This is a genomic window from Pseudomonas sp. GW821-FHT10B02 (genome assembly GCF_059415665.1).
In genome coordinates, this window is sequence record NZ_JBWKNR010000010.1 from 140,392 (window position 1) to 165,654 (window position 25,263).

A 25,263-nucleotide genomic window follows, 5' to 3' on the forward strand; every position below is an offset into this window, starting at 1 on the left:
ATTGGGCCGCGGGTGGATGATCGGCAATGCCCTTTGGCTTCAGGTCGGCTGGTGGGCATGCGTCTTGGGTGCACACGTTCAATGGCTTCTGCTCATTGTGCCGATCGGACTAGCTTTACACCTGCGCCTTTGTCAGGAGCGTAGCGCCGAAGTGCGTGCGCTTTTGCGCGTGGCACTTGCAGGGTGCTTGCTGGACACTCTGTTGGGCTTTGTGGGGGTGTTCAGCTTTGACCAGCGGCCCTTGCCTGTGTGGCTGGCATTACTGTGGCTGGTGTTAGCCAGCGGCTTGCGCCATAGCCTGGCTTGGACAGGACGCCCCTACTGGCGGGCGGCTCTGGTGGGCATGTTCAGTGGCCCGCTGGCATATCTGGCCGGTGCCAGGCTCACAGGTGTTGATCTGCCGATGGGGTACGTCGGCACAGGCCTGCTGCTAGCGCCGATCTGGGCGCTGGTCTTGCCCCTCGCCGTGCGGGTCGCGTCGTGGCGCTGAGCGGCGACAGCGCTCAGAACAGTAGCGAACGTGCTCCCAGCAGCGTGCCCAACGCTTGCGCCAGGTGAACGGCAAGCCACACACGACGCAGAACTTGCTCGGCAACAATTGCTTGTTCATATCGACTCCCCCGCATCCAGGTGTGCCAACAGCCTCTGGCCACGTAGCCACACCGCATCGCGCCGGGTCGACGACATGCCATCCAAACTGCGATAGACCAGTGCCAGTCGAGGGTTTTTCGACAGTAACTGGCGATGACGGATGAGGAAATGCCAATAGAGTGCATTAAACGGACAAGCGTCCTCCTCCACGGCGTGTTCGACTTTGTAGCTGCAAGATTTGCAATGGTCGGACATGCGCTGAATATAACGGCCGCTGGCGCAATAGGGCTTCGAGCCAAGGTAACCACCATCTGCATGCATCACCATGCCCAGTGTATTGGGCAGCTCGACCCAGTCGAAGGCATCCATGTACACGGCCAGGTACCATTCGCATATCGCGGGCGGCGCGATGCCGGCCAGTAACGCGAAATTACCGGTGACCATCAGTCGCTGGATATGATGCGCGTAGCCCAACTCCAGGGTCTGATCAATCACCTGGGCCATGCAGCGCATGCGGGTCTGCCCCGTCCAATAAAATTCGGGCAGCGATCGGTCGTTGCCCAAGTAATTCAGCGCCGCGTATTCGGGCATGCGTAGCCAGTAGATACCCCGCACAAACTCGCGCCAACCGATCAACTGGCGGATAAAGCCTTCGGCGGCGTTAAGCGGTACCCTCCCCTCGCGCCAGGCTCGGTCGACATCGTCACACAGCCGGCGCACCTCCAGCAGGCCGATATTCAGTGCTGCACTGATGCGTGCATGAAAAAGATATGGTTCGCCCTCAGCCATCGCATCCTGATAGTCACCGAAGGCCGCAAGACTGAACTCAAGAAAGTGCTCCCAGAGCTGCTGTGCTTGGTCATGAGTGACCGGGTAGTCAAAGGTATCGACTGCACCATAATGGTCGGCAAAACGCTCACGTACTAATGTCACCACCGCCGCTGTGATCGCATCATGAGCAAATTGTGCGGGAATTGGCCCGCGCAGACCACGCGGCAGTGGCTTACGGTTGTCGCCATCAAAATTCCAGGCACCTCCGGCAGGGCTGCCTTCAGGTTCCAGCAGCAGGCCACAACGCTTGCGCATTCCCCGATAGAAGTGCTCCATTCGCAAGTGCTTGCGGCCAGCGGACCAACGCGCGAAGGCTTCGCGCGAGCATAAAAAGCGGGTGTCACGATGCCACACAAGCGGCAACCCGGCATCACGTAACGCCTGTTCTAGCCGCCACTCGCCACATTCGGTTACATGCACCTCGTCTGCATGCAGTAACGCCTGCCACCGCTGTAGCTCCCCGGCGATACTACCGCTGTTGCCCGGCGTATCCAGTTGCTGGTAGTGCACATTCCAGCCTTGCTCGCGCAGGGCCTGAGCGAAATGGCGCATAGCGCTGAGTATCAGCACAATCTTCTGCGGATGATGCGGCACATAGCGTGCTTCACCCTCGACCTCAGCCATCAGCAGAACGTCGCGTGCCGGGTCCAGGGCGCGCAGCACCGCCAGGTCAAAAGACAGCTGATCGCCCAGCACCAAACCCAGGCGCCTCCCCTGCGCTACCACTGGCTGGTTAGCGTAAACGGCACCCGCAGCGGGGCAACAGGACCTGTGTGCTGACCGCACATTTCGTCGTGCACCTCATGCTGCACCAGCATGCACGGCACGGGAGGCACATCGACTAGCAATTGCCGCAACTCGCTGGTCGAACGCAGGCGCAGGATGTCGCCGTTCGCGTCGCACAAAGAACAGGGCCCGGTGTCAGTCAACACGCACAACACGTAAAAGCCCCCCTCAAGTGACAGAATTTCAAGCTCATTGATATCGCCAGCGCTCGCCGACTCGATCAGCTGCTTCAGGTTCATCGTGTGCCTCCGGCAAGCGGCGGAAGAACAAGGTTATCTGCCCAACCTCCACACCGAGTTTGCTCATGCTAGAGCGGTTAATGAGAGTGTCTTCGTCGATCAGGTACATCCAGTCATCCAGGTCCACCTCCCAGTGCCGCCCATCAACAGGCAGGTCCAGGCGGTAGCGCCAGCGCAGCGCATTACCCGCCACTTCACCGGTGGCCTCGCCAATTACGTCACCCGCGGTACCGCGCCAGTGACTGGGGCCGTCCGGGGTTAAGGTCCAGGTTCTCTGCTGGCTCGTACCGTCGCTGTACAGAAAGTGCTCGTCGAGGATCAGTCGTTCACCCTCATGGCGGGTGTCGATACGCACTTCAAAGCGCTTGACGACCTCTCCCGAGCGCTTCTGGTACATGCCCCAGGCATGCACAGGCCGAGAGAAAAACGCTACAAGGTCCAGGCGCGGCTGCTCTGCGGCGTAATGCGCCACGTCGACATTTCCGCAACTGCTCAGCAACAGGCAGCCAATCAACAAAAGCACTTTGTACATGTTTCAGTCTCCTCGCTCGTTCGTGGCCAGCCCAAGCAGGCGCTGGCGCAATTGCGAATCGCGGGCCCGGGGATCGAGCCAGATAGCGAAGAATGCGCGGGAGAAAGCCGGGTCAATGATTTCAAAGCTCAGTTGGCCATCGACATAGAAGCGGCAACCTCGGCCCGGCAGGTAAACCCCGGTGATGCTCATACCAGGCCGTACATCCACAAACGCTTCGCGCATCGCTTGTGACCATCTCGTCAAGGTCTCTGCGTTTACTGGTGTTTCAGCCAGGCGGCGCATTTCATCCACACTGGCCTGTACCAGCGTTTCCCGAGACAACGCCCGGTGGTAGATCAGCTCGAGGGCGAACGGCTCGTGCCAACTCCACGTGGAACCGGCGTTCCACAGGCGGGCGGTATAAAGGTGCAGACCGAACCAGGTGAAATCGCCGCTGCCAGCCAATCGCGCCCCTGACAACGAAGACCTCCAGTCTGACGATGCGGGCTGCGTTATTGTCATTAGAGCGGCCAAGGCGAATAGGCTGAGTGCTGAAGTTCTGCTTGCCATGTGCGACACACCGGGAAAACAAAATACTGTACAAGTATATTTCAATGTACAGTTTATAGTATAACTATCGGAAGAAAGGCTCAATTTCGCCTGACCCGGGAGCCACACTGCGGCAACCTCATGCTGGGAGCGCCATATGACACTGATCGCCGATCTATGTGTGGCAGCAAACGCTGTTGTCTGCGGAGCCAGCTAAGGCATTGTTCTTGCACTTTGCTCACAGTTGCTAGCGCGATGACGTAGTACAGGTATTCGCCGTCTCGCGCCAAGCGACCCACAGTAACGAGCTAGAGGCGCTCTCCCATGAACATGGCCGACGCCTGATCCGCATCGACTGCGACGCACGCGACGAAAGGGCGCTAGAGCAACTGGCTCGGCAAATCGGCGCAACTTGCAAGCAACTACATCTGGTGATCAGCACAGTGGGTGTGTTCCACGACATGCCGGCACGCGTCGAAAAAAACTCGCACAGCTTGACCTGGCCAGTCTGCAGGCCAGCTTCGCCACAAATGGGTAATTGCATTGATTTGACCACCTGTTTGCATTCGACTTGACCAGCCATTTGCATCGGATGTGAGCAGCGCACGGGTACGTCTTGACCGGCAGGAATCGCCCCATAGCTGCCCTTGGCGCGAGGCAGCTAACGGCCAGAAGCGAACATTTGATGCGCCCGAGAATTAGAGGGCGCGTTGGATAACAATCTGTCTTTGGCGGGCCCTAGGCGGCCATGCAACTCCCGGGCTGAGGGTCTGACCCATGCGCCTGCGAAACGGGCACTTATGCCTGCTTTTTACGCAAAATTTACGGAAGCCCGAGGTTGAGCATAGGATACTGCACGGCTCTAATTTCGTAGGCTAACCGTATGTCTCTCGCAGCAATGCGGCTTGTCGGCTTCATCTTAGGAGTTTTCCTGATCACTCTGGCAGTAAGCATGGCTATTCCCATGTTTACATTGGTAGTGTATGAGCGAGTTGATGAACTCGGCGCCTTTCTGTGGTCGAGCCTAATTACGTTGATCTGTGGGCTGGCGCTTATTGGGCGCAGGCGTCCAGAGGTTTCACAGCTGCGCCCAAGGGATATGTATTTCTTGACAACGGCGAGCTGGGTTGTGGTTTGCGCCTTCGCAGCCCTCCCGATGGTGTTCATCCGCCACATCAGTTACACCGACGCATTTTTTGAAACGATGTCAGGCATCACAACGACAGGCTCGACTGTCCTCACTGGCTTGGATACCGCATCCCCCGGCTTGCTGATCTGGCGCTCCATGCTTCACTGGTTGGGAGGCATAGGCTTCATCGGCATGGCTGTAGCTATCCTTCCGTTGTTGCGAGTTGGTGGCATGCGTCTCTTCCAGACAGAGTCTTCAGACTGGTCGGAAAAAGTAACGCCGCGATCCCATGTGGCAGCCAAATACATCCTTGTACTCTACCTGGGGCTCACGGGTGCTGGAGCACTAGCACTCTGGCTCGTTGGAATGACACCGTTTGAAGCGATCAACCACGCAATGTCGTTGATTTCTACGGGTGGATTCTCAACGTCGGATGCCTCACTCGGGCATTGGACGCAACCTGCAATTCATTGGGTTGCGGTGCTGGTCATGATCTTGGGTAGCCTGCCCTTCACCTTATATGTCGCGACATTGCGCGGCAATCGGCGTGCGTTACTGATGGATCACCAAGTACGCGGGTTTCTCGGGTTCTTGACTGTCACTTCGCTGGCTGTGGGTACGTGGTTATGCTTTCACAGCGAATACGACTGGTGGGACGCCGTTCGGATCGTGGCGGTAAACGTGACTTCCGTCGTCACGACCACCGGAATTGCTGTCGGTGACTACACACTATGGGGCAGTTTTGCCGTTCTGTTGTTCTTCTATCTGACCTTTGTCGGTGGGTGCTCAGGCTCGACGGCAGGCGGTCTGAAAATCTTCCGCTTCCAAGTGGCTGCTGTCCTGCTTGTTAGTAATTTGAAGCAACTGATTCATCCACGCGCGGTCATTCAGAAAAAATACAATGGGCATCCCATTGACGAGGAGATCGTGCGCTCGCTTTTGACTTTCTCGTTTTTTTTCACCATTACCATTGCCCTGATTGCGCTAGGACTGGCTCTGATTGGGCTGGACTGGACGACTGCTCTGAGTGGTGCCGCCACTGCTGTGTGCAACGTTGGACCAGGCGTGGGCACAATCATCGGGCCTGCCGGTAACTTCTCATCATTACCTGATGCAGCAAAGTGGCTGCTGACCATTGGTATGCTCCTGGGGCGACTGGAAATCCTGACGGTGCTAGTGATGGTGACCCCGGTATTCTGGAGGTATTAGTTGTTCAGGCTGAATTGCCTTATAGATATTGGACTCATCAAATTTCCGCTTCTGGCCGTTAGCAGTTCTCTATCAACGGCAGCTATGGGGCGGATAACGACGGTCAAGCATCGAACGTCACTATGGATGGTCAGACTTCCGTTTGTTCCGCCATTTCCAGGGCATCATCGACCTCGGTTCCCAGGTATCTGACGGTGCTTTCAAGCTTCGTGTGCCCAAGCAGAAGCTGGACAGCTCTCAGGTTCTTCGTCCTGCGATAGATCAGCGATGCTTTGGTTCGACGTAGTGTGTGTACCGTACATGGTTGGGTCCAGGCCAATGGCTGTCACCCACGCTTTGACTATTCGAGCGTATTGCCTGGTGGAAAGATGGTCTGAAGCGTGCAATCGGGTCGGAAACAAGAAGTCCTCGATGCGGAGGTGCGCCTGATGCATCCACGCCTCCAAAACCGTTCGAGTTTGCTCAGTGATTTCAAATTGCACTGGGTGCTGAGTTTTCTGCTGCATCACGATGGCCCGTGACGAAACATGCTGCCCATGGGCGATGTCTCGAACTCGCAGCTTGGCACGTAGCTTGCTGTCGATGGCCAAGTTGAAGAGCGCCAAATCACGCGTTTTCTCCGCGAGCTGGAGTCTGACCCGAATGGCCCAGATATCTCTGACTCGGAGCGGGGCTTTCTACCCGACAAGCTTTCCCTTGTTCCAAGGCTGATGGGTGTATCTAGCAACAGAGTTCATAGCTCGTCCTCCACGTTGAGGGAGGACAAGGGTGAATCAGTCACAACACTTGGTGGTCGCTATTCGACCCAAAGCTGCCCTTCGCGAAGAGAGGCTTGCGGCCAGAGCGGCCGGTTTAAATCGCATCTGCGATCTAAGTCGAAAACCACATCATAATTGGCTGACTGACTGGAACAACCCACGAACGACTTCCCTCAACCACCGATTACCACTGTCCTGATGATATCGGGCATGCCAATGCTGTTTGACCGTGAACCCCTCCACTTCGAACGGGCAGTCGGCCAGTGTCTGCCCAATATGCTGCGGCAAGGTCGCCAGCAGATCCGTCTTCCCAATTTTCATCCCCAACCCCAGAAACGCCGGCAGATCCCGCATAATCCGCCGCTCGATCCCAGCCCACGCCAATCCCGCCTCCAGCAGCTTCTGCCCTGTCCAGGCAATGATCTGCACATGCCCCTCGGCGCGGTAGCGCGCCAGGTTCATGCCTTTGCCCAAACGCGGATGCTGCGGATTGCTCAAACAAACCCAGTCCTGCTCGAACAGCACCTGCTGATACATCCCCCCACCCAGCCCAGGCACGAGGCCGATGGCCAGGTCCGCCTCGCCCGATTCCAGCGCGCTTTCGGTGTTGTCATTGATCCGCGCCGCCACCAGCCGGAGCCCGGCGCAGCTCCCTGGACGAGCGGCGCCTGACAAGCAATCCGGCCTGCACGGCCAACATTAGTGATGGGTACAGGGCCTTGAAGATCCGTGCTTCGGCAAACAGCACAAAAGCACAAAAGCACGTTCGCCACTCTAGACCCTGCCTCGCGCCATACTCAAGCTTGATCAGTCGAATTGCGTGCCTTTTTGAGTCAGCTCGACCTTGTACCCGTTGGGATCTTCAATGAACGCGATAGGTCCTCATACTCACTGAGCATCCCGCGCTTCAGGGTTCGGCGGATCGATGCGCTCGATATTCCCCTGGACCAACGCTCGCCCGGCAAACAGACCTCCCGATGTTTCCAGGGCAAAACGTTCGGCATCGCGTGTCCGCACCTCGTCGGTCACCGTGTAGGCTTCGAGCACCGACGCCCCCAGCGTCAGCACGGCCTGACGGCCGAGCAGCAAAGCGGACTCAAAGGTTTCCCGCTCGATGTAGTCGGCGTCGTGTTTGACGAGCTCCAGCGCGTGCTCGCAGTCAAAGGCGCGCACTAACACCTTCACCTGCGGGCAAAAGTGCCGCGTACTCTCGACGATGCGTGTCGCGGCTTTTTTGTCATTCACACAGACAATGATGGTGCGGGCGTGATGGGCCCCGGCAGCATGCAACAACTCATGGTGGGCACCATCACCGTAATAGACCTTGAAACCATAGGGCTCGACCGCGCGGATCACCTCCGGGTCCATATCGATGATTGAAAGTTTGGCGCCATGGGCGAGCGGCGCCTGACAGGCGATCTGGCCTACACGACCAAACCCTATGATGAGTACATGGCCTTGGAGATTCTGTGCGGGCTCCACACCGTCCATGGAAACCGTCCTGGTCCGCGCAAAACGGTTGTACAACACAAGGTTCAGCGGCGTAATGGCAATGGACATCACCACGATAGCCGTCATGTTGGCGTAGATTTCGGGACTGACAACCCTGAGCTTCAGCGCTTCGGCAAACAGCACGAACGCAAATTCGCCACCCTGCGCCATCAGCACGGCGCGGTCCAGCGCGTCGCCATGTTGGCTTTTCGCGAGGCGCGCGACCCCATAAATACACAGTGCCTTGACCACCATAAGCGCAAGGACGCCAGAGGTGATGAGCAACCAGTTCGTGCCCACCACCTGCAGATCCAGCGCCATACCGACGCCGAGAAAAAAGAGCCCCAGCAGCAGTCCGCGAAACGGTTCTATGTCAGCCTCCAGTTGGTGGCGAAATGTGGACTCCGACAGCAGCACACCGGCAACGAAAGCACCCATCGCCATTGAAAGGCCGCCGATTTCCATCAGCAGCGCTGCTCCCAGCGCCACCAGCAGCGCGGCGGCAGTCATCACCTCGCGGGCCCTGGTTTGGGCCAACACCCGAAACAGTGGGTTAAGCAGCCACAATCCTATGACCACCAATGCGCTCAAGGACAAGGCTGCGGTACCTATGCGCTGCCAAAGGGGTGAGGTGGGTTCAGGCATCGATGCAGTGGGTGCCAGAAATGCCACCACCGCCAGCAAAGGCACTATCAACAGATCTTCAAATAGCAAAATGGAAACGATGCGGTGGCCCCTCGGCTCGGTTAAGTCACCCCGTTCCGACAGAACTTGCATGACGATGGCCGTGGACGTGAGTACGAAACCGGCCGCACACACAAATGACACCTGCCAAGGGAAACCCATGGCCATGCCGACAAAGGTGAGCAGAACGGCACAGATCACCACTGCAGGCTGCCCAGCCCAAAGATCTGCGCACGCAGCTCCCACAGATGCGAGGGTTTGAGCTCCAGGCCAATCACAAAAAGAAACATCACCACGCCCAACTCGCCCACATCAATGATGGTGTGGGGGTCATTGATCAGCTGCAGCCCGAAGGGTCCGATCATCATCCCCGCCAACAGGTAACCCAGCACTGAGCCGAAGCCGATGCGCTTTAGCAGCGGCACGGCCACCACGGCAGCGGTGAGCAACGTGATGACACCCAACAACAGTCCTGCGTTGCCTTCAGCGGCCATGGCCTCGACCCTCAGCCCCTGTCAGGACCGGTTATAGAGAAAGTACCGGACGAATTATCGCTGGGCGTCTCAGCTCGCCAGGGATGCGCAATATCAACTGCATGGGGAAGCGGCTACTTTTCTTCCTGTGGAGCAACTGAAGAATCACCCGCCCGCAAGTCTGTCGCGGGCGGGTAGTCTTGGTGACGAGGGTTGTCCCCTTGCCTGCGCGGACCAGATGAAATCGCTGTGTCAACCCGAGCGAACCTCGATGCGGCGGCCACGTGCACGCTCTTCCTTGGGCAGTTCGACACGCAGCACACCGTTGCTGCATATGGCTCTGGCCTTCTCGGTAATGACCGGAGCGGGAAGCTGGAAGACGCGCCGGAAACTGCCGAAGGTGCATTGCCGGACGCGATAACGCCCATCACCCTGCTCCTGCTCGATGCGTTTTTCACCGCGAATGATTAGGGCATCGCCCCGCACTTCCAGATTCAGATCCTCCTTAACCATTCCGGGCACCTCGAGGCGAACGACGACCTGGTCACCATCCTCGTAAAGGTCGCCAGCCAGCAATCCCCAGTTCGAGGCAAGTGCCGGTGATGAAGTAGCATCCCCTGAGGCGTTCCTGCTCAGGTTGACAGGCGTGAAGCGCGTCAGGGCCTCGCTGGTGCGATCGCGAAGCTGCCGCCAGCCCTCCCCCAGCGTATGCCAGGTTTCCTCCAGGCCATGTTTGAGTTCAGCTAGTTTGTCCATGGGGTCGACCTCCACACACTCAAGGTCCTACTCGCTTTTCACGACGATCTTGCGCGGCTGGGCATGCGCATGCTTGGGAACGCGCAGGTTCAGCACGCCGTCGCGCAGCTCAGCGTCGATCCGGGTCGTATCCAGCTCGGAGCTCAAGGTAAAGGCTCGCCTGAATCGCGACAGCTGGACCTCGGCGTAGACGGCCTCCGACTGTTCGGACATCTGCGGCATGATCTCCCCTTCCAGCACAAGCGTGTCACCGTCCACGTTGACCACGAGATGGTCCTTGGGCACGCCCGGAAGGTCCGCAAACAATTGGATTCCGTTTTCGTCTTCAAATACATCGACACGCGGCAGCAGTGTTTGGGTTTCAGTTTCGCCGCGCACGACCGCTTGCTTGTCGTTCATGGTGATTCCTCCTTCAAACCGTTGCTGTTACTGAATGGCTATGCGCTTGGGCTGTAGCGCTTCGCGCCGCGGTAGCGAAATGCGCAGAACGCCGTCGCAACAGTGAGCCTCGACCTTGTCGGTATCGACCTGATCATTGAGGCTCACGGTACGCTTGAAACGTCCGGTATAACGCTCGTTGGCGTACACCGAGCAATTGCCCTCCTGCGCGCTACGCGCCGGCCGGCGCTCGCCGGAAATCGACAGCAACCCTCGGTGAATCTGCAGATCGAGGTCTCTCGGATCGACGCCAGGAACGAAGGCGTAGACCTCCATGCTGGACGGCGTGCTGGCTACATTGATGGCAGGAAAAGCGCCACTGGCCAAGGCGCGAATGCTGCCTGGGCGCCCGAGACCCGGTCCCAACACTTGTTGCAGTTCGCGCTGCAGCCTCTCGAACTCGGCAATGGGATCGCTCGACAGATTAAGAAGGGACTCGTACATGACAATCCTCCTTCCAGCTGACTGAAATGATCTCGAACAGGAGGTACGAAGCGCCCGGCTCCGGCCCCTGACGAATGGAATTATGTAAGCGATTTTGAGGTTTTCAATCCCCGGCTTGAACGAATATGGAATTACAGATTCCCACTCTTTTGCACGTTGAATCTTTGCCCTGGCGCCACGGGACACACTCGCTGTCACGCATGGCGTCCTAGGCAATTCGATCATCGCCCTCACGCAACAGCCAATAGGTCAGCCCCAGGGCCAGGGTGGCTCCAGCCAGCGCGGCAACTTTGGCCGGGCTGACATCGGGATCGAGGATCACGAACTTGCGGGACAGCGCGATCAACCCGATCAAGAGGACCGTCTTGACCTGAATGATGCTGTCACGGCGCAAGACCACGCGCGCGATGGAGTGTTTGAATTCCATCGCGATGCCGCCTGTGGCGAGGCAGCTTGAGCAGACGTACCAGCGCTAAGCTCCGAGGATCGGTTATGACCAAATGTCATCCCTTCTGCCTGGCGACAGCTGCTCGCACCGAAATATTCGTGATGCGTGGGCTTCCATCCCCATGCCCAAAGAAAGCCGATCCAGCAACAACGAGGAGATGATCAGGATTCCCCACGGCAGGCTCCAGGCGGTAGCGCGAGAGCTCCGCGAGCTGATTGTCGCCGATCATCCAGTGGCACCGGTCGCAGACGACGTCATCCTGCAGATCTTTTGCGTCAACGGCGAGCCGGCTTTAGCCGGCGCAGGTGCAGTATTCAACAAGGAGCAGGCGTTGAAAACCCGGCGCGAGATCCAGTTTCTGATCCCAGTTGATCCTACCGAGTTTGAGTGGCTGCGTGCAGCGGCACAGGGCCAGTTGCGGCTGATCCGCTCTCTTCGCGAAGAACTGACCGAGACCTATCGAATGTCGGGCACTGATGCCCTGCGCGTTCAGCTTGCCGAGCGGGATGCGCTACTGCGCTCGAAGTCGGGGAGCCTGATCCAGCTGGCAGCCGGGCTGCTTGGGTCGCTGCTGCGTGAGCTGCAAGGCCTACAGAATTAAGACAAACGGATGACCAGAGCACGGCTTGATGCTGCGGTCGATTTCGCAGACGCCCGCCTCAAGGATGCAGCCTACGAGCTGCGACAGATTGCGGACGCCCTATCCGCTAGCGCAGAGCCGATACCCTGATAGGAGAGCATTTGTACTCCACCCCACTTAAACCCTCCTCCCTTCTATTCAATGCTGCGATATGGCGGCCAAGGAATGCGTGTGGCTGAACAAAACCAAATCACTGCCTGGAAAGACATGTGCCTTCTGATGCTCACCGCCTTTTCGTCGGGACCGTTCGTAAAGTTCAGGCTTCCACACGATTGCGTCCCGCCGCCTTGGCGTGGTACAGGACCCGGTCGGCGGCTTCAATCAGATCGAGCTCCCGCCCATGCGATTCGATAGCATGGAGCGTGGCAACTCCGATGCTGACGGTGACTCGGCCAAAGGGACTACCCCGATGCTCCACGTCCAGGGCACTGATGCGTTCAATCACAAGTTTGGCAACCGTCAGGGCACCCGTTGCATCAGTGTTAGACAGGATGAGCGCCAACTCTTCACCACCGTAGCGTGCCGCCAGGTCGCCTGAGCGTTTGAGGCAGTGTTGCAGCTCCTGGCACGCTGCCCGCAGGCATTGGTCGCCGGCAACATGGCCGTAGGTGTCATTGAAACCCTTGAAGTGGTCTACATCAATCAACAACAGTGACAGCGGCATGCCTTCCCGCCCGGCACGCCGGGATTCGATCTTCAGTGAGGGGTTTCGGTACGAAGGTAGTGATGCCGGCTTGCTCGCAAGCAAGGATCTCCAGACCTTTGTAATAGCCTCGGTCGGCAACCACCATTAGCGATTCAGCCTCGATTTCTTCACGCGCTTGGTTCGCCATATTGCTCAGTTGCCCACGATCATTACCAACGTTGGTCACCTCATGGGCAATGATCAGATGGTGTTTGTCGTCGACAGCTGTTTGTACGTTGTAGCCAACCGTTCCGGTGCCTCGGCCGCTCGTGGCCATTGAGCGTGCATCTGGGTCTGTGAGGGAGATCTGCTGGTCTGGACTGTCGTGGAGCTGCGCCTCGATGTCCTTGAGTTTCTGCATCTGCTTTTTCAGTGTTTCGATTTTTTCTTTAAGCCGCTCGGCTTTGGCCTCGGCCACTTCGGGCGTTGCTCGATCCGCCGAATCCATCGCCGCCAGATATCGATCAATGCTCTGCTCGATCTGCTGAATGCGTGCCTTCACCTTGCCCTGAGTGAAGTTGCGGTCGCGATTATTGACGGCTTTGAATTTACTGCCGTCGATGGCGATGATCGATTGGGAGAAGAGATTGAGGTTACGACAAAGCACCACAAACTGGCGGCAGACGCTGCGAATAGCCTTGCCGTTATCCTTACGAAAGTCGGCGATGTTTTGAAGTCTGGAGCCAAACGCCCCGTCAGCCACATCAACTCGACGTTGCGCTCGGCCTCACGCTCAAGTCGGCGGCTGGACTGAATCCGATTGAGGTAGCCGTAGATATAGATCTTCAGCAACACCGCTGGGTGGTAGGCCGGACGACCAGTTGCGGCAGGATCGACGCCCTCAAAACCAAGTGCGCCCAGGTCGAGTTCATCGACGAAAACATCGACCACGCGCACTGGATTTTCTTCGGCTACGTAATCGTCCAGACACTCCGGCAGCAAGGTGACTTGCGTCCGAGCCTCACCTTCGATGAATCGCTTCATGATCGCCCCGCTACGATCTCGACGATCAGAAGGTTAGACAATCACTGGCGTTTTCACACAGCCTGGGTCGAAAGCGGTCAGTGGTCAGCGGCTGCTATCGACCCATAGCGGACATGGGGCAAACCGATGGGGGCCTCTAACCGCCAAACAAGCTGATAATTGTCAAGATTTCCTTTGTGTCAATAACGCAGAGTAAGAGCACTAAGGTTAGGATGATCGGCTCACTGTGCATAGTGTTTCCTCGCCGGAATGGCTTAGCGCGATGTGCTGGCTCTTCTATCCAACACTCTGAAAGTTAGTTGCACTGATGTTCCCCGCTCTTCATGGCTGGACAGCTGCGCTTCGCCGCCAAAACTTTGCATGATCTGTTTCACCATGATGAACCCAATACCCAGCCTGCCTTGCTTAGTGGTGTAGAAGGCTTTGCTCGCCATCTTTTCTTGTTGTCGTGACAATCCACCAGCGCTGTCGTCAATGGTGAGATGCAGCCACTGACGAGCTTCATCCAAACTAGTTTGGATGGTTAATGTTCCGCCCGTTGGCATCGCGTCTACGGCATTGGCAATGACGTTGTCGAGGATCTGCTGAAGCAGAAGCGGATTGCTGATTATCTTGGGGCAGGGCTGATTTCTGAACTCGACCTGAATTTTTGATTGACCCAGCTGCTGGCTAAAGCTGTTAAGCGTGGTCTGTACCATCTCCATCGGCTCCACCAGTTCCGCCTCTCCGCGTATGGGCCGCAAGCACAACAGTAATTCATGCAGCCACCGCGACATCCGATCCACCTGGCTGACAATATCTTCGATGTTCTTCTTCGCGGGTTTGCCCTCCATCTCCATCGCCAATTCGGCGCTTGAGCGGATGCAAGCAAGTGGGTTGCGAAGGCTATGGGCTAAGGCAGTGGATACCTCGCCCAGACCCACGTAGGTCTGGTTCGCTACGACTTGAGCCTCTTGTGACGCCAACAAGACCGAAGTTCGTCGAGCGATCCAGTAAATCCCGAAATAAAGAAGCAGACCGCCGATGGTGGACAGCCAGATTATCCAGTGCCCGCGATTGAGGCGTACAAGCAGATCAGATGGCTCCCTGTAGATTTCAACGACCGCCAGAATGGTCCCTGCGTCATCCACAATAGGGATGTAACTTTCGATGAAAAACTTTTTTGGAGGGTGCAAGAATTTCTGTTCGCTCCGGTCTGCATCCACTTTAGTGTATTTGGTGGAAACCCGATCTTTAGAATGGAATGCCTCATCAAGCTCGTGATTTTTAAATGTTTGTCCAACCAACTTTGGATTGGTTGACCAAGCCACAGTTTTGTGTGGGCAGTAGATGGAAATCAAGAGTGCGTCGGGTAGTTGCGAAAGATAAGTCAGGAACTCGGAGTTAATACGCTGCTTACTATGCTCATTTGCTTCTGGTGATTTTTCATAATGAGCAATTTCAAGAACATCTTCGATCTTCTTCCCCGCCATCCCATGATGACGTATCTCACCTTTTGCGATGGCTTGGATAAACTGTGCTGACAGCAAAGCATCGCGTTCCAGGCTTTCGGCTACTAAAAGATTTGTTGACATCGATCCCAGCCCAAAAGCCATGACGCTGATGAGAGCGAAACTGACAATCGAAAACCACCGCAAGAGATTGAATTGTTTAGTTGGTGCAATCGAATCAGAAATTCTACGGTCTAGTTGTTTAATCAACGCATCGATTGCTGGCATAGGGAATACACTTGATGGTGCTGCTGATCTAGTTGTAGCAGCTTCAACTACTCATTTCCGCCGTAGATGAAGGGTAAGCATTTTTTGTGCCAACAATGCGCTTCTATCTAACTTCTTGGTGGCGAGTTCACTGTGTATGACGCCGCCCCTGAGGCGGTGCACCTTGCAACCATTTCGCTAGAAAAACGTAAAGCAGGAATTGGGTATTACACCCCATTTTTGGGGGATTTCCCGTAGGTGTGGGATAGCGACTCCTCAAGACGCGAAAGATTTTCTTTTAGGATAAGAGTTCCGGGGGCATGTCCGCTTCTGGCCGTTTTCTGCCGGTCCTCACCGGCAGCTATGGGTTGTCGATTGCTGCCCTTCGCGATAGGCATCAATCGGCCAAAAGCGGAAATCCATGCAGGTAACTAGACTGACGCTAAGCCAGTAGCTTTTTTTGATCCAGGTCAACTGTCGCAAAGCTGCCAGCGCTAGTGTCTAGCTTACTTTTGCTACGGGTTGAGCAGATGACCAGGTTCCGGAACCATCAACGCACGTTGCTACGCATGGCCTTGGTGCTGTGGGTACTGGCGTTCGGGGTTGCGGCCAGCCATGGCTGCCTGTCCTGCTCAGAGCATGACCACGCACTAGCCCATACGGACGTCTCAGCCAGTCTGGAGGGGCATACGCACCAGTTGCATGCCAGCGGCTGTTTACAATTCTGTGACGACAGCGTATCCGCGCTCAAACTGGCGCCGAGGTACCTTCCGTTCGGCCAGGTCCTCAGGGTGCTCCTGCTCACGCTTCCCGTTCTCTTCCTGCCTGCCGTCATCCCTCCGCGCTTCGGCACACTCGCCATGCAACGGACTGCGCCGCCCCGGCCGCCGGCACGCCTGAGCTTCGTCCGCTTCAACGATTGACCCACCGTTCGTGCACCCGGGCTATCGGGCAAACAGCCTTGCTGCGCCTGCACGACCAGGTGCGGCTGCGCTTCATTTCACCCTTTGAAACACCTGGAGATCGCCATGCACATCACAATCAAATCACTTGTCGCCGCACTACTGATAGGCAGTCCGCTGCTTGCCGTGGCTGTCGACGAACATCACCCCGAGCAGGCTCCGGCGAAAGCCGAGAGCACGTCGGCGCCGCCCCAGGAGCAGGCCATGGCCGAACAGATGCAAAAGATGCAGGCCATTCACGACAGGCTTGCTGCCGCCAAGACCCCGGAGGAGCGCCAGGCGGCCATGCACGACGGCATGCAGGCGATGAGGGAAGGCCTGGGCATGATGCAGAACGGCTGCGCCGAAAAAGGTATGGGCCAGCACATGAAGATGATGGATTCGAAGATGATGAACATGATGATGCAAATGATGGATCAGCAGGCCGGCATGATGGGTTCGCACTCGGACATGAAGGGCATGCCCATGCAGCAACGCATGGACCAGCCGGCTCAGAAACCAGCCCAGTAATCACACGGCGCGGCTCCGGCCTTGGCCTGTAGGGCGCAAGCATACCCAGGCCAAGGTGGGGCTCCGCCCTGGAGAATACTCATGAACGTTTCGTCTTCATCCCATCAGCCGCCATCTTTCTGGCGCAGTAAGCCCGGCATTGCCCTGGGCATGTTGCTGGTCATTGCCTTGTTCTACCTAGCGCGTGAGCACTACGGTCATATCTCGCAGCTGTTGCCGTACGCGATCTTGTTGCTGTGCCCCCTGATGCACCTGTTCGGCCATCACCACGGCGGCCACGGCCATCATGGCGGAAAAGACAATGCCCCCAAGGATGATGAAAGAGGCTGACTTATGCACGGTAATGAAGACACACATTCATCACCTGGAACCGAAATCTCCTCCGGCAAAGTGAAAGACCCCGTCTACGGGATGACGGCCAAAAGTGACAGTGCCCATCAACTGCTGCAGTACGCCGGAGAGTCCCACCGATTCTGCAGTGAAAAATGCCTGTCGAAGTTCAAGGCGGCACCGGAGCCGTATGGCGCCTCTGTGCCGGAGGAGACGAACAGCCTCCCAACGGCTGCAGGTGAAAGCTGGTACGCCTGCGCGATGCGCCCCGAGATACGTCAGCTCGGTCCGGGCACCTGCCCCAAGTGCGGCATGACTCTGGAACCGGTTCAGCCGGAGTTGGAGCAAGAAGAGAACCCTGAGCTGCGGGATTTCTCCCAGCGCTTCTGGTGGACGTTGCCACTGACCGTCATCGTTACACTGCTGGCCATGGGCGAGTATGCCATGAACCTGTCCCATGGCTCCACGCAGAACTGGGTCGAGCTGTTGATTGCCAGCCCGGTGGTGCTCTGGGCGGGTTGGCCATTCTACGTGCGCGGTGCGCTCGGTGCTCCAGTTTAGCTCCAGGGTCGATGGGCGCGATCCCAGGCAGCCTGATCAGCTCGATTAGCCCGATAGCTCCTTGGCCACCATTGCGTCTGATCTCACGGCTAATGGTAGAGGCCGCTCGCCTAGGCGTCACTACTCACAGCCTCTACAAATGGGTAAAGGCTGTCACCCCGAGAAGTCGGAAAAGCAGGCCAGCGAATTACTAGGAGCCATGAGCGAAATCCTGCGGCTTAGGGCCCAGATGCGCCGCCTTGTAGAAGAGCGAGACATCCTAAAAAAAGCCGTACGGTACTTTGCTAGGGAGCCCGAGTGAAGTACCGCTTCATGAACGAGCATCGCCATCAGCATGCAGTTGCCACCATGTGCAGAGTGTTGCGAAGGCATGTACATCATTGCCACAGGGGCAGACTTTAGAGAGTTAATTGCTACGCTGTAGTGACTTGTATAAATCCATATGTACCAAGCAGGAACATCGCATGCCCCGGCACGGCGACACTACACAGCAGCCAAGCTGACCAGCTCCCATCGTTCGGGGGATTCATGCCTCCGCTTTTACTCGCCGATTATGACCACATCCCACAAGCGCTCTGCATGAGCGTTCCTCCGGACGCTCCTACGAACCAGTAACGGATCAAAGCACTACACACCGCAATGCTTTTATAAGCCAGGCTGGCCAAAGGTTTCTTTCTGCCAGGCTCGTTGCAACAACTTCGTGACTTCATCGTCTGAGGTTTGCGAAAAATCCGCATACCAATAACCGATTGAAACCAGCCATTGAAGTGTCAGCGGACAGATCACCTCATCAACTTCACCCCGTAGTTGCTCCACCGTCTCCAGCGGGGCCACTGGAACAGCAACAACAATACGACACGGCGCATGGGTACGTACCGCATGAATTGCGGCTAGCATCGAGGTGCCGGTTGCCACTCCATCGTCAATGAGAATCACGACTTGATCTTTCAGATACAAGGATGGCCGGTTACCTCGATATACCTGCTCGCGACGCAGTAACTCTTGTTTTTCCCGGGCGAGAACAGCACCGAAACTGGCTTCATCGATCGGGTGAGCGCGTAGCGCTTCTTCATTCATGATCTGCACACCGCCACTGGCAATAGCGCCCATCGCGAACTCAGGTTGTGATGGAAGGCCCAGCTTGCGGACCAGCATCAGGTCCAAGCGAACATTCAGTGCACAGGCAACTTCGTACGCCACTGGTACACCGCCACGCGGCAACGCGAGGATTATCACGTCGTCTCGATTTGCGTATTTAAGCAGTGGTTCAACTAGTCGGCGTCCGGCCTCGACCCGGTTCACATAGGTGCTTTGCGGGGAAGGACTGTTCGTCATTGAAATCTCCTGCGGCGATGCTGCCCTTACATACGGCTTTTGCCAGCCTTTTACCAGGCTGAATGGGCTGTCGTTACAATCCAGCCTGCTCCGTTTCATCCGTTCAGGGTTGATTTTGATCAAATGTGGAATGACAGGCCCTCGTTCTCAAGGCACGTTTACAGCAGAAGTTGCCTACTTAACTTATGTCAGAAAATCACACAGCCTCTTCGCTATGCTTATTGGCGACTCCGCCGGCTCCCCTGCCCCCCTTCGTCGGGCCAGGAGCTGCGGCATCGGCTATGTATCGACCTTACCGGAGATTGCCATGTCGCCACTTCCCCAACGACTGCGGGTCTATGACAGCGATGAACTGGCGGGCGTATTGCAAGTGATGGCGCGCCAGGCTGCGGCATTGCTACCAGCCACACAGACTGTATTGATTGGTATCCAACGCCGTGGTGAGCCGCTGGCGCAGCAGTTACAGCATTACCTAGCGCAAATGACCGGCGGGCCAGCCCTGCCGCTCTACCCGGTGAAAGTCAAGCGATACGCCGATGATCTGACCGTGCTCCACGACCATGCGCAGCTTACCGAAAATCCCGCCCTGAATACGCTGGATCTTGCCCATACCACCGCGTTGGTAGTTGATGACGTGTTGTACGAAGGTCATTCGCTGCTGCGTACCTGCGCTTATCTGGCGCAACTCGGCGTGCGTCGTTTGCACACGGCGGTATTGGTGGACCGGCATGTATGCCATCAGCCGATCCGTGCCGATATTGTCGGGATTCACCTGCAGGTGGCTCCCCAGGACATCATCGAATGCAATGTCCCTCCCTATGAGGCTGAATTCTGCATAGAAATAGTGCGCCATGGTGTCGTCTACTGAACCACGGGTATCAAGCAAGCGCTTCCTTCGACAGCTTTACGGCGAGCACGCTACATGTTGCCTGGCCAACCACTCGCTCCGTGGTATCTCCAATCAGCTTTGCCCATCGCTTGGGTTGCACCACACCCATGACCAGCACATCGATCGCCAATGCCTCGACTTGCTCCATAATGATGGGCACGGGGGCACCTTGCAGAAAGTACCGATGCGAAAGGGAAATACCATGTGCGTCTGCCAAGGCATCAAACGGCGCTTGTAGTGCTTCGCGCAAGGGCTCGATCCAGGGTTTGGCGAGACTGGCATTGGCCAGCAGTGGAGCAGGCAGGTCGTACACGGACATAAGATTAAGTTCCCCCGTGCACTGCAATGCCAGGCTCTGGGCCGTGCGAATCAGTCGCTGATTGAATGCTTGCTGCTCCGCCCCAGGGTCAGAGACATCCACGGCAATCATAATATTGCGCGGCATCGCTGGAGCATTGGGCGCAACGAAGTGGATCAGCCCGTCATAGTGACGTAATAAAGCGTTGTCAAGCGATGAATGGAAGGCCCGCGCGAGCAACGATGCTGGATGGCATCGAGTAATTACCATGTCTGGATTGAATTCTGTGATGTAGTCCAACACCAGGCGACCCGCATCCTCGGCCTGCATCACCACGCAGGTCAGTCGCACGCTATCGTCTCGCTGCTCCTCCATCAGGTCGTTCAAAGACTTATTGAAATGCTTGAGTGAGGCCTCAGCTACTTGTGGGTATTGCAGTTCATGGTGCAAGCGCAGTTCAGCGGGCTCAAACACCCCCAACACTTGAAGTGCCGCTCCACTGGCTTTGGCTAGCGATACTGCCCGATGCAGTGCAGCTGATCTCGGATCGACCTCTTCGAGGATCAACAATAGCTGGCGGTACTGGCTCATTCGCCACCTCCTGCGAGGGAATACCCCGAACAATACAATTATCGGGGCTTGTACTGCGTTCCTCTTGATAAAAATCAAGGCTGCGCAAGCTGACAAGGTCACGCTGAATACATACCCCCGCATTGCAACCAGCCCCATGCTCGCTGGAGGTCACCATGAAAACCTTCTCACGACTGCTACTGATCTGCCACCCAGAACTTCATGCATCCGTGGCCATGACCCGCGCACAGGCGTTGGCCAAAAGCACCGCAGCAACGCTGCACCTGGTAGTTCTCGGTAAGCTGCCTTCGCGGGTTACCACGCTGAACCATGCCTTGCACCGCAGCGCCCACCAACAAGAACAGCAACGCTCCCAGGCTTGGTTGGACGAACAGGTGCATGAACTACGCAATCTAGGTATCAAGGCCTATGCTGAGGCAGTGGATGAGGATGATCCGCTGAACGACCTTATGCGCCTGGTACGGTTGCATCATATCGATATGATCATCAAGGACATCACCTATGAGACGGCCTTGAGCCGTGCCCTGCTCAAACCGCTTGATTGGCAACTGTTACGCCAATCCTCAATACCCTTGCATCTGGTGGCCCACGCCGAGCACCAGCTACCGACCCGGGTACTTGCAGCGGTGGACTTGTCCCAGGATGACCCCGCCATGGAGCAACTCAATACCCGGATCCTCGAGTCGGCAAAAGCAATGGCACAGCAGTGCAAAGCGCAATTGCACTTGCTGCAGGCCTACGACTGGAGCCGAAGCTTTGTCGCCTATGCCGCTGGGCCCATCGCGTGGAGTGAGCAACTGCTGGATCAAATGACCGGACATGCCAACGAGCGCATGCATCAGCTCGGCGCACGGTTCGGCATTGAAGCAGGGCATCAGCACATGATCAAAGGCCCGGCAACCTGTGTCATCAGTGACTATGCCAACCAGAACGAATTCGATGTAGTGGTGATGGGTACCCTTTATCACGAAGGGATCACCAGGATTGTCGGCAGTACGACAGAGCAGGCGCTCTACAAGCTGCGCTCCAGCATCCTGGCGATCCACAGCTAATCTGTCAGTGGAGCCAAGCATGAATAACAGCCGTCCACTCTTGTTTGCCCTGCAGGGCAGTGAAGCCTATGCAACGGGTGTGGCCAAGCGGCTCGGGTGGCAGTTGGCGTCGCACGAAGAACGCGATTATGAAGACGGCGAGCACAAATGCTGGCCAACAGCGACGGTCAATGGCTACCGGGTCGTGCTGATCCATTCACTTTACAGCGATGACCGACAGAGTGCCCATGACAAGCTTTGTCGCCTGTTGTTCTTTTGCAACGCGCTCAAGGATGCTGGTGCCTGCCAGGTGAAGGTTGTAACCCCTTACCTGTGCTATGGACGCAAGGACCGCCGGGTAGAAACCCAGGACGCCACCATCACTCGCTACGTAGCGGCCATGATGGAGGCCTGCGGCGTGGACCAGCTGGTCGCGCTGGATGTCCATAATCCGTCGGCCTTTGATAATGCTTTGCGCATCCCGGCGTGGAACCTGCAATGCACGGAGTTGTTCGCGGCGCATTTCGCGTCGATTGTCGGCAACGCACCGGTGGTGGTGGCGTCACCGGACACTGGAGGCATCAAGCGGGCCGAACTGTTTCGCCAGGCCCTTGAACGCCTGCTGAAACAACCGGTAGGCGGCGCCCTGATGGAGAAGCATCGTGATCAAACCTCCCTGACAGGTACGCACCTGGTTGGCAATGTATCAGGTACCACTGTCATCGTTTTTGACGACCTGATCAGCACCGGCCAAACCTTGATCCGTGCCGGCCAAGCTTGCCGCAATGCTGGCGCCGCTCGCCTGTTCGCCGCCGCGACCCATGGCTTATTCACAACAGGCAGCCAATTATTCGACACCTCACTGTTCGAGCGCATCGTAATCACCGATAGTGTGCCGCCCTTTCGCCTGCAGTCAGCCGGTATGCACCCTCAGCTTGAGGTACTCGAGAGCACCGCACTAGTGGCAAAGTTACTATTGCAAGGAGCCTGATACAGTTCGTCTGCCCCACGCACTATGTATCAGTACCGACCTGAACGTTGCCCCCATCTGTTGTCGCCAGACCTGCTCCTTTTTGAATAAAGCGTAGCTAACGTCGGTCCAGGTAGCGGAATAGTTCTTCTTCTTGGTTGAAATGTAGGCTGACCAGCGTGTCCAGACGAATCAACTGATGCTGGATGGCATCGGCGGTCACGGAGGGAGGGCTAGTGCCGAAATCACTGCTCATGCGAACCAGTAACTGGATCAGCCGGAAAATCTCTCGATGCGTGTGGCTCATGGCGAACAATGGGTCCTCCCCCGGCAGGCTTCGGCCCAGCAGCGGGTACAATGTACGTTCATCATCGCGCTCGTGGCGGACCAGCAACGTTTGAAGCGCCTCGACCAATGTGCGCAGGTCAGCATGAGCCTGATCGGGGGGCCGAAGGGCGAAGTCGCGAGCCATTTGGCGAAGAGTGCTCAATACACCGGCCAACTGCTGGTGCTCGCTCTGCAACTGGTCGATGTACTCCATGGCGATACCTGCCCGCCTGCGTCCTTGGAGGGGCCCCAGGGCCCGCAAGGCATTGAGAATGATCGCTACATCGATGCCTTCCTGAACCACCGCACCAATCAAGGGAGGCAGGTAGCCCACTGCAGCGACGATCATGGCCAGCGCTGACAGGCCCATTCCCACCCACACCCCTTGCCGGGCGATATGAACAGCATGCCGGGCAATATCCAGTGCTTCGACCAGACGATCCAGGCGATCGACAAGCAGCACCACGCCGGCTGCCTGCACAGAGGCCGTCACTCCGCCTGCACCCATGGCGATACCCACATTCGCAGCTGCCAACGCCGGCGCATCGTTGATGCCATCACCGATCATTGCAGTACTGCTGATGCGGCAACCTTCCTGCACAAGCCGCACTTTGTCTTCGGGGGTCAAGCCAGCACGAAGCTCGTCGATTCCGGCCGACAAGGCAACCATCTCGGCAGTTTGCAGGCGATCACCGGTGAGCATGACGATCCTGTCGATGCCGCGCTGGCGCAGGCGCCGCAAAGTCTGGGGCGTTTCCCTGCGCACCTCGTCGACAAACCTCAGTAAACCCGCCAACCGCCCCTGTACAGCAATAAAGCTACCGCTGCAGGCCAGGTAATCCATCTGACTCAAGCAGGCTGCAGCCCAGTCGCTGACCCCAGCCTGCTCTTGCACATACTCCAAAGCCCCCAGACGCACATGCTGGCCGTCCACCTCGCCGCATAGTCCCTCCCCTGGGCTTTCCTGCACCCGTTGAGGTTTTATTAGCGGCAAATGATGCTCATGAGCGGCATCGACAATAGCTCTGGCAATCGGGTGGGTGGACGCCTGGGCCAGCGAAGCGGCAAGCCCTAGCAGATGCAGTGGCTCGTCCTGGCCATTTACCTCGATCGCCTGCAGGCCGGCATGGCCGCTGGTCAGCGTACCGGTCTTGTCGAGAAACACCTGCTCGATACCCGCCAGGGATTCCAGGGTCAGGCCATCCCTGATCAAGATCCCCCGCCGCGCCGCGCGGGATATACCCGACAAAATGGCGATCGGCACAGCCAGAATTAGCGGACAGGGAGTGGCAACCACCAGTACCGCAAGCACCCGTAAAGGGTCATCACTTAAAAACCAGGCGAACCCGGCGGTCAGCAAGGTCAATGGGATAAACGCCAAGGCATAGCGGTCAGCCATGCGCACGAAAGGCGCTCGCGACTGTCGCGCAGCCTCGGCCAGGCGCACGATACCGGCATAGGTACTTTGGGCCGCCGTATGCGTGGCGACCAGCAGGAACGGGGCGCCGGCGTTCGTGACCCCACTGAGCAGTTGCTCACCGGCATGGCGCGTGACGGGCAATGATTCACCCGTCAGGGCAGATTCATCCAGGTTGGCGACAGGGCTCTGCAATCGGCCATCCACCGGCAGCACCTCACCCAGCCGGACCAGTATCGTCTGCTCTGGCCTGACTTGCTCCACGGGAACCTCGCGTAGCCCATCGGCTTCCTGGATCGAGGCGTAGCGCGGCGCTCGCTCAATCAGGGCCCGCAACTCACGCTCAGCGTACTGCTTGCTGAAGGACTCCAAGGTTCTTCCGGTTGCCAGCATGAGGGCCACAACCGCCGCCACGAGCATCTGCTCCAGGGCAAGGGCGGCGGCGATCGACAGCAAAGCGATCAGGTCTACCCCTGCTTCTTTTCGAGCCAGGCGCTGAATGATTTCAGTCATCAGCACCGCCCCCATCAAATAGCTTCCAGCCGCCCAACTGATCGCGGCCCACTCCTGGTGCTGCGCAACGTAGGCACCTGCCCCGGCCATCAAGGTCAAGGCACACACCGCCAACAGCAAAGGGTTGTGCCATTTGTCGAGCACAACACGCCAGCGTTGCGCTTTCATTGTAGAGGCTCCAAT

The 25,263-nt window shown here is 57.3% G+C and carries 23 protein-coding genes and 7 pseudogenes; 12 read left to right on the forward strand and 18 right to left on the reverse strand.

The window, feature by feature from the left end:
• Nucleotides 1-16 precede the first annotated feature (16 nt).
• Nucleotides 17-490 carry a DUF2878 domain-containing protein gene (locus AC07OF_RS16310; RefSeq protein WP_495073186.1) on the forward strand — a complete coding sequence of 158 codons (474 nt, stop codon included), beginning with the start codon at nt 17-19 and terminating at the stop codon, nt 488-490.
• Here AC07OF_RS16310 and AC07OF_RS16315 read toward each other — a convergent pair.
• Genes AC07OF_RS16315 through AC07OF_RS16335 form a run of 5 tightly spaced genes read right to left on the reverse strand, consistent with a single transcriptional unit; the run spans nt 431 to nt 3,531 of the window.
• Entirely contained in the window at nt 431-610 is a 180-nt protein-coding gene (locus tag AC07OF_RS16315; RefSeq protein ID WP_495073187.1) for a DUF2256 domain-containing protein, read from the reverse strand. The two genes, AC07OF_RS16310 and AC07OF_RS16315, sit on opposite strands and share 60 nt — an antisense overlap.
• Entirely contained in the window at nt 607-2,148 is a 1,542-nt protein-coding gene (locus tag AC07OF_RS16320) for a cryptochrome/photolyase family protein (RefSeq protein WP_495073188.1), read from the reverse strand. Before AC07OF_RS16320 ends, AC07OF_RS16315 begins: the two co-directional genes overlap by 4 nt.
• Complete coding sequence (locus AC07OF_RS16325) at nt 2,142-2,447, reverse strand: DUF6482 family protein (protein ID WP_495073189.1); 306 nt, start codon at nt 2,445-2,447, stop codon at nt 2,142-2,144. The genes AC07OF_RS16320 and AC07OF_RS16325 overlap by 7 nt, the downstream gene beginning before the upstream one ends.
• Nucleotides 2,398-2,979, reverse strand: coding sequence for a DUF3833 domain-containing protein (locus AC07OF_RS16330; RefSeq protein ID WP_495073190.1), 582 nt, complete (start codon nt 2,977-2,979; stop codon nt 2,398-2,400). The genes AC07OF_RS16325 and AC07OF_RS16330 overlap by 50 nt, the downstream gene beginning before the upstream one ends.
• 3 nt (nt 2,980-2,982) lie before the next feature.
• Nucleotides 2,983-3,531 (reverse strand): chalcone isomerase family protein, encoded by a 549-nt coding sequence (locus tag AC07OF_RS16335; RefSeq protein WP_495073191.1) that lies wholly within the window; start codon nt 3,529-3,531, stop codon nt 2,983-2,985.
• A gap of 862 nt (nt 3,532-4,393) precedes the next feature.
• On the opposite strand from AC07OF_RS16335, the gene AC07OF_RS16340 reads away from it, so the two are divergent.
• Complete coding sequence (locus AC07OF_RS16340) at nt 4,394-5,848, forward strand: TrkH family potassium uptake protein (protein ID WP_495073192.1); 1,455 nt, start codon at nt 4,394-4,396, stop codon at nt 5,846-5,848.
• Between the two features lie 130 nt (nt 5,849-5,978).
• Here AC07OF_RS16340 and AC07OF_RS16345 read toward each other — a convergent pair.
• The 7 genes and pseudogenes from AC07OF_RS16345 to AC07OF_RS16375 form a co-directional block, all read right to left on the reverse strand.
• Nucleotides 5,979-6,501: pseudogene (locus AC07OF_RS16345) on the reverse strand (tyrosine-type recombinase/integrase).
• 234 nt (nt 6,502-6,735) lie between these two features.
• Nucleotides 6,736-7,248 (reverse strand): annotated as a pseudogene (locus AC07OF_RS16350) (LysR substrate-binding domain-containing protein); the annotation flags it as partial.
• Between the two features lie 246 nt (nt 7,249-7,494).
• A pseudogene (locus AC07OF_RS16355) lies at nt 7,495-9,275 on the reverse strand (monovalent cation:proton antiporter-2 (CPA2) family protein).
• Nucleotides 9,276-9,506: 231 nt separating this feature from the next.
• A complete protein-coding gene (locus tag AC07OF_RS16360; RefSeq protein ID WP_495073193.1) occupies nt 9,507-10,010 on the reverse strand; it encodes an Hsp20/alpha crystallin family protein in 504 nt (167 codons plus the stop codon).
• Nucleotides 10,011-10,037: 27 nt separating this feature from the next.
• The gene (locus tag AC07OF_RS16365) at nt 10,038-10,409 is read right to left on the reverse strand and encodes an Hsp20/alpha crystallin family protein (RefSeq protein WP_495073194.1); all 372 of its coding nucleotides are present in this window, start codon (nt 10,407-10,409) and stop codon (nt 10,038-10,040) included.
• 27 nt (nt 10,410-10,436) lie between these two features.
• On the reverse strand, nt 10,437-10,892 hold the full coding sequence (locus tag AC07OF_RS16370) for an Hsp20/alpha crystallin family protein (protein WP_495073195.1): 456 nt from the start codon (nt 10,890-10,892) through the stop codon (nt 10,437-10,439).
• A 208-nt stretch (nt 10,893-11,100) separates the two neighbouring features.
• Nucleotides 11,101-11,325 (reverse strand): annotated as a pseudogene (locus tag AC07OF_RS16375) (phosphate-starvation-inducible PsiE family protein); the annotation flags it as partial.
• 136 nt (nt 11,326-11,461) lie between these two features.
• Here AC07OF_RS16375 and AC07OF_RS16380 point away from each other — a divergent pair.
• Entirely contained in the window at nt 11,462-11,941 is a 480-nt protein-coding gene (locus tag AC07OF_RS16380; RefSeq protein WP_495073196.1) for a hypothetical protein, read from the forward strand.
• A gap of 295 nt (nt 11,942-12,236) precedes the next feature.
• On the opposite strand, the gene AC07OF_RS16385 is transcribed toward AC07OF_RS16380, so the two are convergent.
• The 3 genes and pseudogenes from AC07OF_RS16385 to AC07OF_RS16395 form a co-directional block, all read right to left on the reverse strand.
• Nucleotides 12,237-12,644, reverse strand: a complete 408-nt coding sequence (locus AC07OF_RS16385; RefSeq protein ID WP_495073197.1) for a diguanylate cyclase — start codon at nt 12,642-12,644, stop codon at nt 12,237-12,239.
• A gap of 1 nt (nt 12,645) precedes the next feature.
• Nucleotides 12,646-13,649 (reverse strand): annotated as a pseudogene (locus AC07OF_RS16390) (IS1182 family transposase); the annotation flags it as partial.
• A gap of 254 nt (nt 13,650-13,903) precedes the next feature.
• The gene (locus AC07OF_RS16395; RefSeq protein WP_495073198.1) at nt 13,904-15,367 is read right to left on the reverse strand and encodes a sensor histidine kinase; all 1,464 of its coding nucleotides are present in this window, start codon (nt 15,365-15,367) and stop codon (nt 13,904-13,906) included.
• A 541-nt stretch (nt 15,368-15,908) separates the two neighbouring features.
• Here AC07OF_RS16395 and AC07OF_RS16400 point away from each other — a divergent pair.
• The 6 genes and pseudogenes from AC07OF_RS16400 to AC07OF_RS16425 all read left to right on the forward strand — a co-directional run.
• Nucleotides 15,909-15,989 (forward strand): annotated as a pseudogene (locus tag AC07OF_RS16400) (hypothetical protein); the annotation flags it as partial.
• Nucleotides 15,970-16,269: a hypothetical protein gene (locus AC07OF_RS16405; protein WP_495073257.1), complete on the forward strand. Its 300-nt coding sequence runs from the start codon at nt 15,970-15,972 to the stop codon at nt 16,267-16,269. The pseudogene AC07OF_RS16400 and the gene AC07OF_RS16405, both read left to right, overlap by 20 nt.
• 105 nt (nt 16,270-16,374) lie before the next feature.
• Nucleotides 16,375-16,818 (forward strand): hypothetical protein, encoded by a 444-nt coding sequence (locus AC07OF_RS16410; RefSeq protein WP_495073199.1) that lies wholly within the window; start codon nt 16,375-16,377, stop codon nt 16,816-16,818.
• A gap of 81 nt (nt 16,819-16,899) precedes the next feature.
• A complete protein-coding gene (locus AC07OF_RS16415) occupies nt 16,900-17,148 on the forward strand; it encodes a DUF2933 domain-containing protein (RefSeq protein WP_495073200.1) in 249 nt (82 codons plus the stop codon).
• Between the two features lie 3 nt (nt 17,149-17,151).
• Entirely contained in the window at nt 17,152-17,709 is a 558-nt protein-coding gene (locus tag AC07OF_RS16420; RefSeq protein ID WP_495073201.1) for a heavy metal-binding domain-containing protein, read from the forward strand.
• A gap of 107 nt (nt 17,710-17,816) precedes the next feature.
• Nucleotides 17,817-18,072: pseudogene (locus AC07OF_RS16425) on the forward strand (IS3 family transposase); the annotation flags it as partial.
• 282 nt (nt 18,073-18,354) lie between these two features.
• Here the strand turns inward: AC07OF_RS16425 and AC07OF_RS16430 are convergent.
• Entirely contained in the window at nt 18,355-19,044 is a 690-nt protein-coding gene (locus AC07OF_RS16430; RefSeq protein WP_495073202.1) for a phosphoribosyltransferase, read from the reverse strand.
• Nucleotides 19,045-19,351: 307 nt separating this feature from the next.
• Between AC07OF_RS16430 and AC07OF_RS16435 the strand changes: the two genes are divergently transcribed.
• On the forward strand, nt 19,352-19,912 hold the full coding sequence (locus AC07OF_RS16435; protein ID WP_495073203.1) for a phosphoribosyltransferase family protein: 561 nt from the start codon (nt 19,352-19,354) through the stop codon (nt 19,910-19,912).
• A gap of 10 nt (nt 19,913-19,922) precedes the next feature.
• On the opposite strand, the gene AC07OF_RS16440 is transcribed toward AC07OF_RS16435, so the two are convergent.
• Nucleotides 19,923-20,822 carry a universal stress protein gene (locus AC07OF_RS16440; protein ID WP_495073204.1) on the reverse strand — a complete coding sequence of 300 codons (900 nt, stop codon included), beginning with the start codon at nt 20,820-20,822 and terminating at the stop codon, nt 19,923-19,925.
• A gap of 155 nt (nt 20,823-20,977) precedes the next feature.
• Between AC07OF_RS16440 and AC07OF_RS16445 the strand changes: the two genes are divergently transcribed.
• Nucleotides 20,978-21,874, forward strand: a complete 897-nt coding sequence (locus tag AC07OF_RS16445; protein WP_495073205.1) for a universal stress protein — start codon at nt 20,978-20,980, stop codon at nt 21,872-21,874.
• Nucleotides 21,875-21,893: 19 nt separating this feature from the next.
• Nucleotides 21,894-22,844, forward strand: coding sequence for a ribose-phosphate diphosphokinase (locus tag AC07OF_RS16450; RefSeq protein WP_495073206.1), 951 nt, complete (start codon nt 21,894-21,896; stop codon nt 22,842-22,844).
• 97 nt (nt 22,845-22,941) lie between these two features.
• Here the strand turns inward: AC07OF_RS16450 and AC07OF_RS16455 are convergent, their stop codons facing one another.
• Entirely contained in the window at nt 22,942-25,248 is a 2,307-nt protein-coding gene (locus AC07OF_RS16455) for a heavy metal translocating P-type ATPase (RefSeq protein ID WP_495073207.1), read from the reverse strand.
• Nucleotides 25,249-25,263 lie beyond the last annotated feature (15 nt).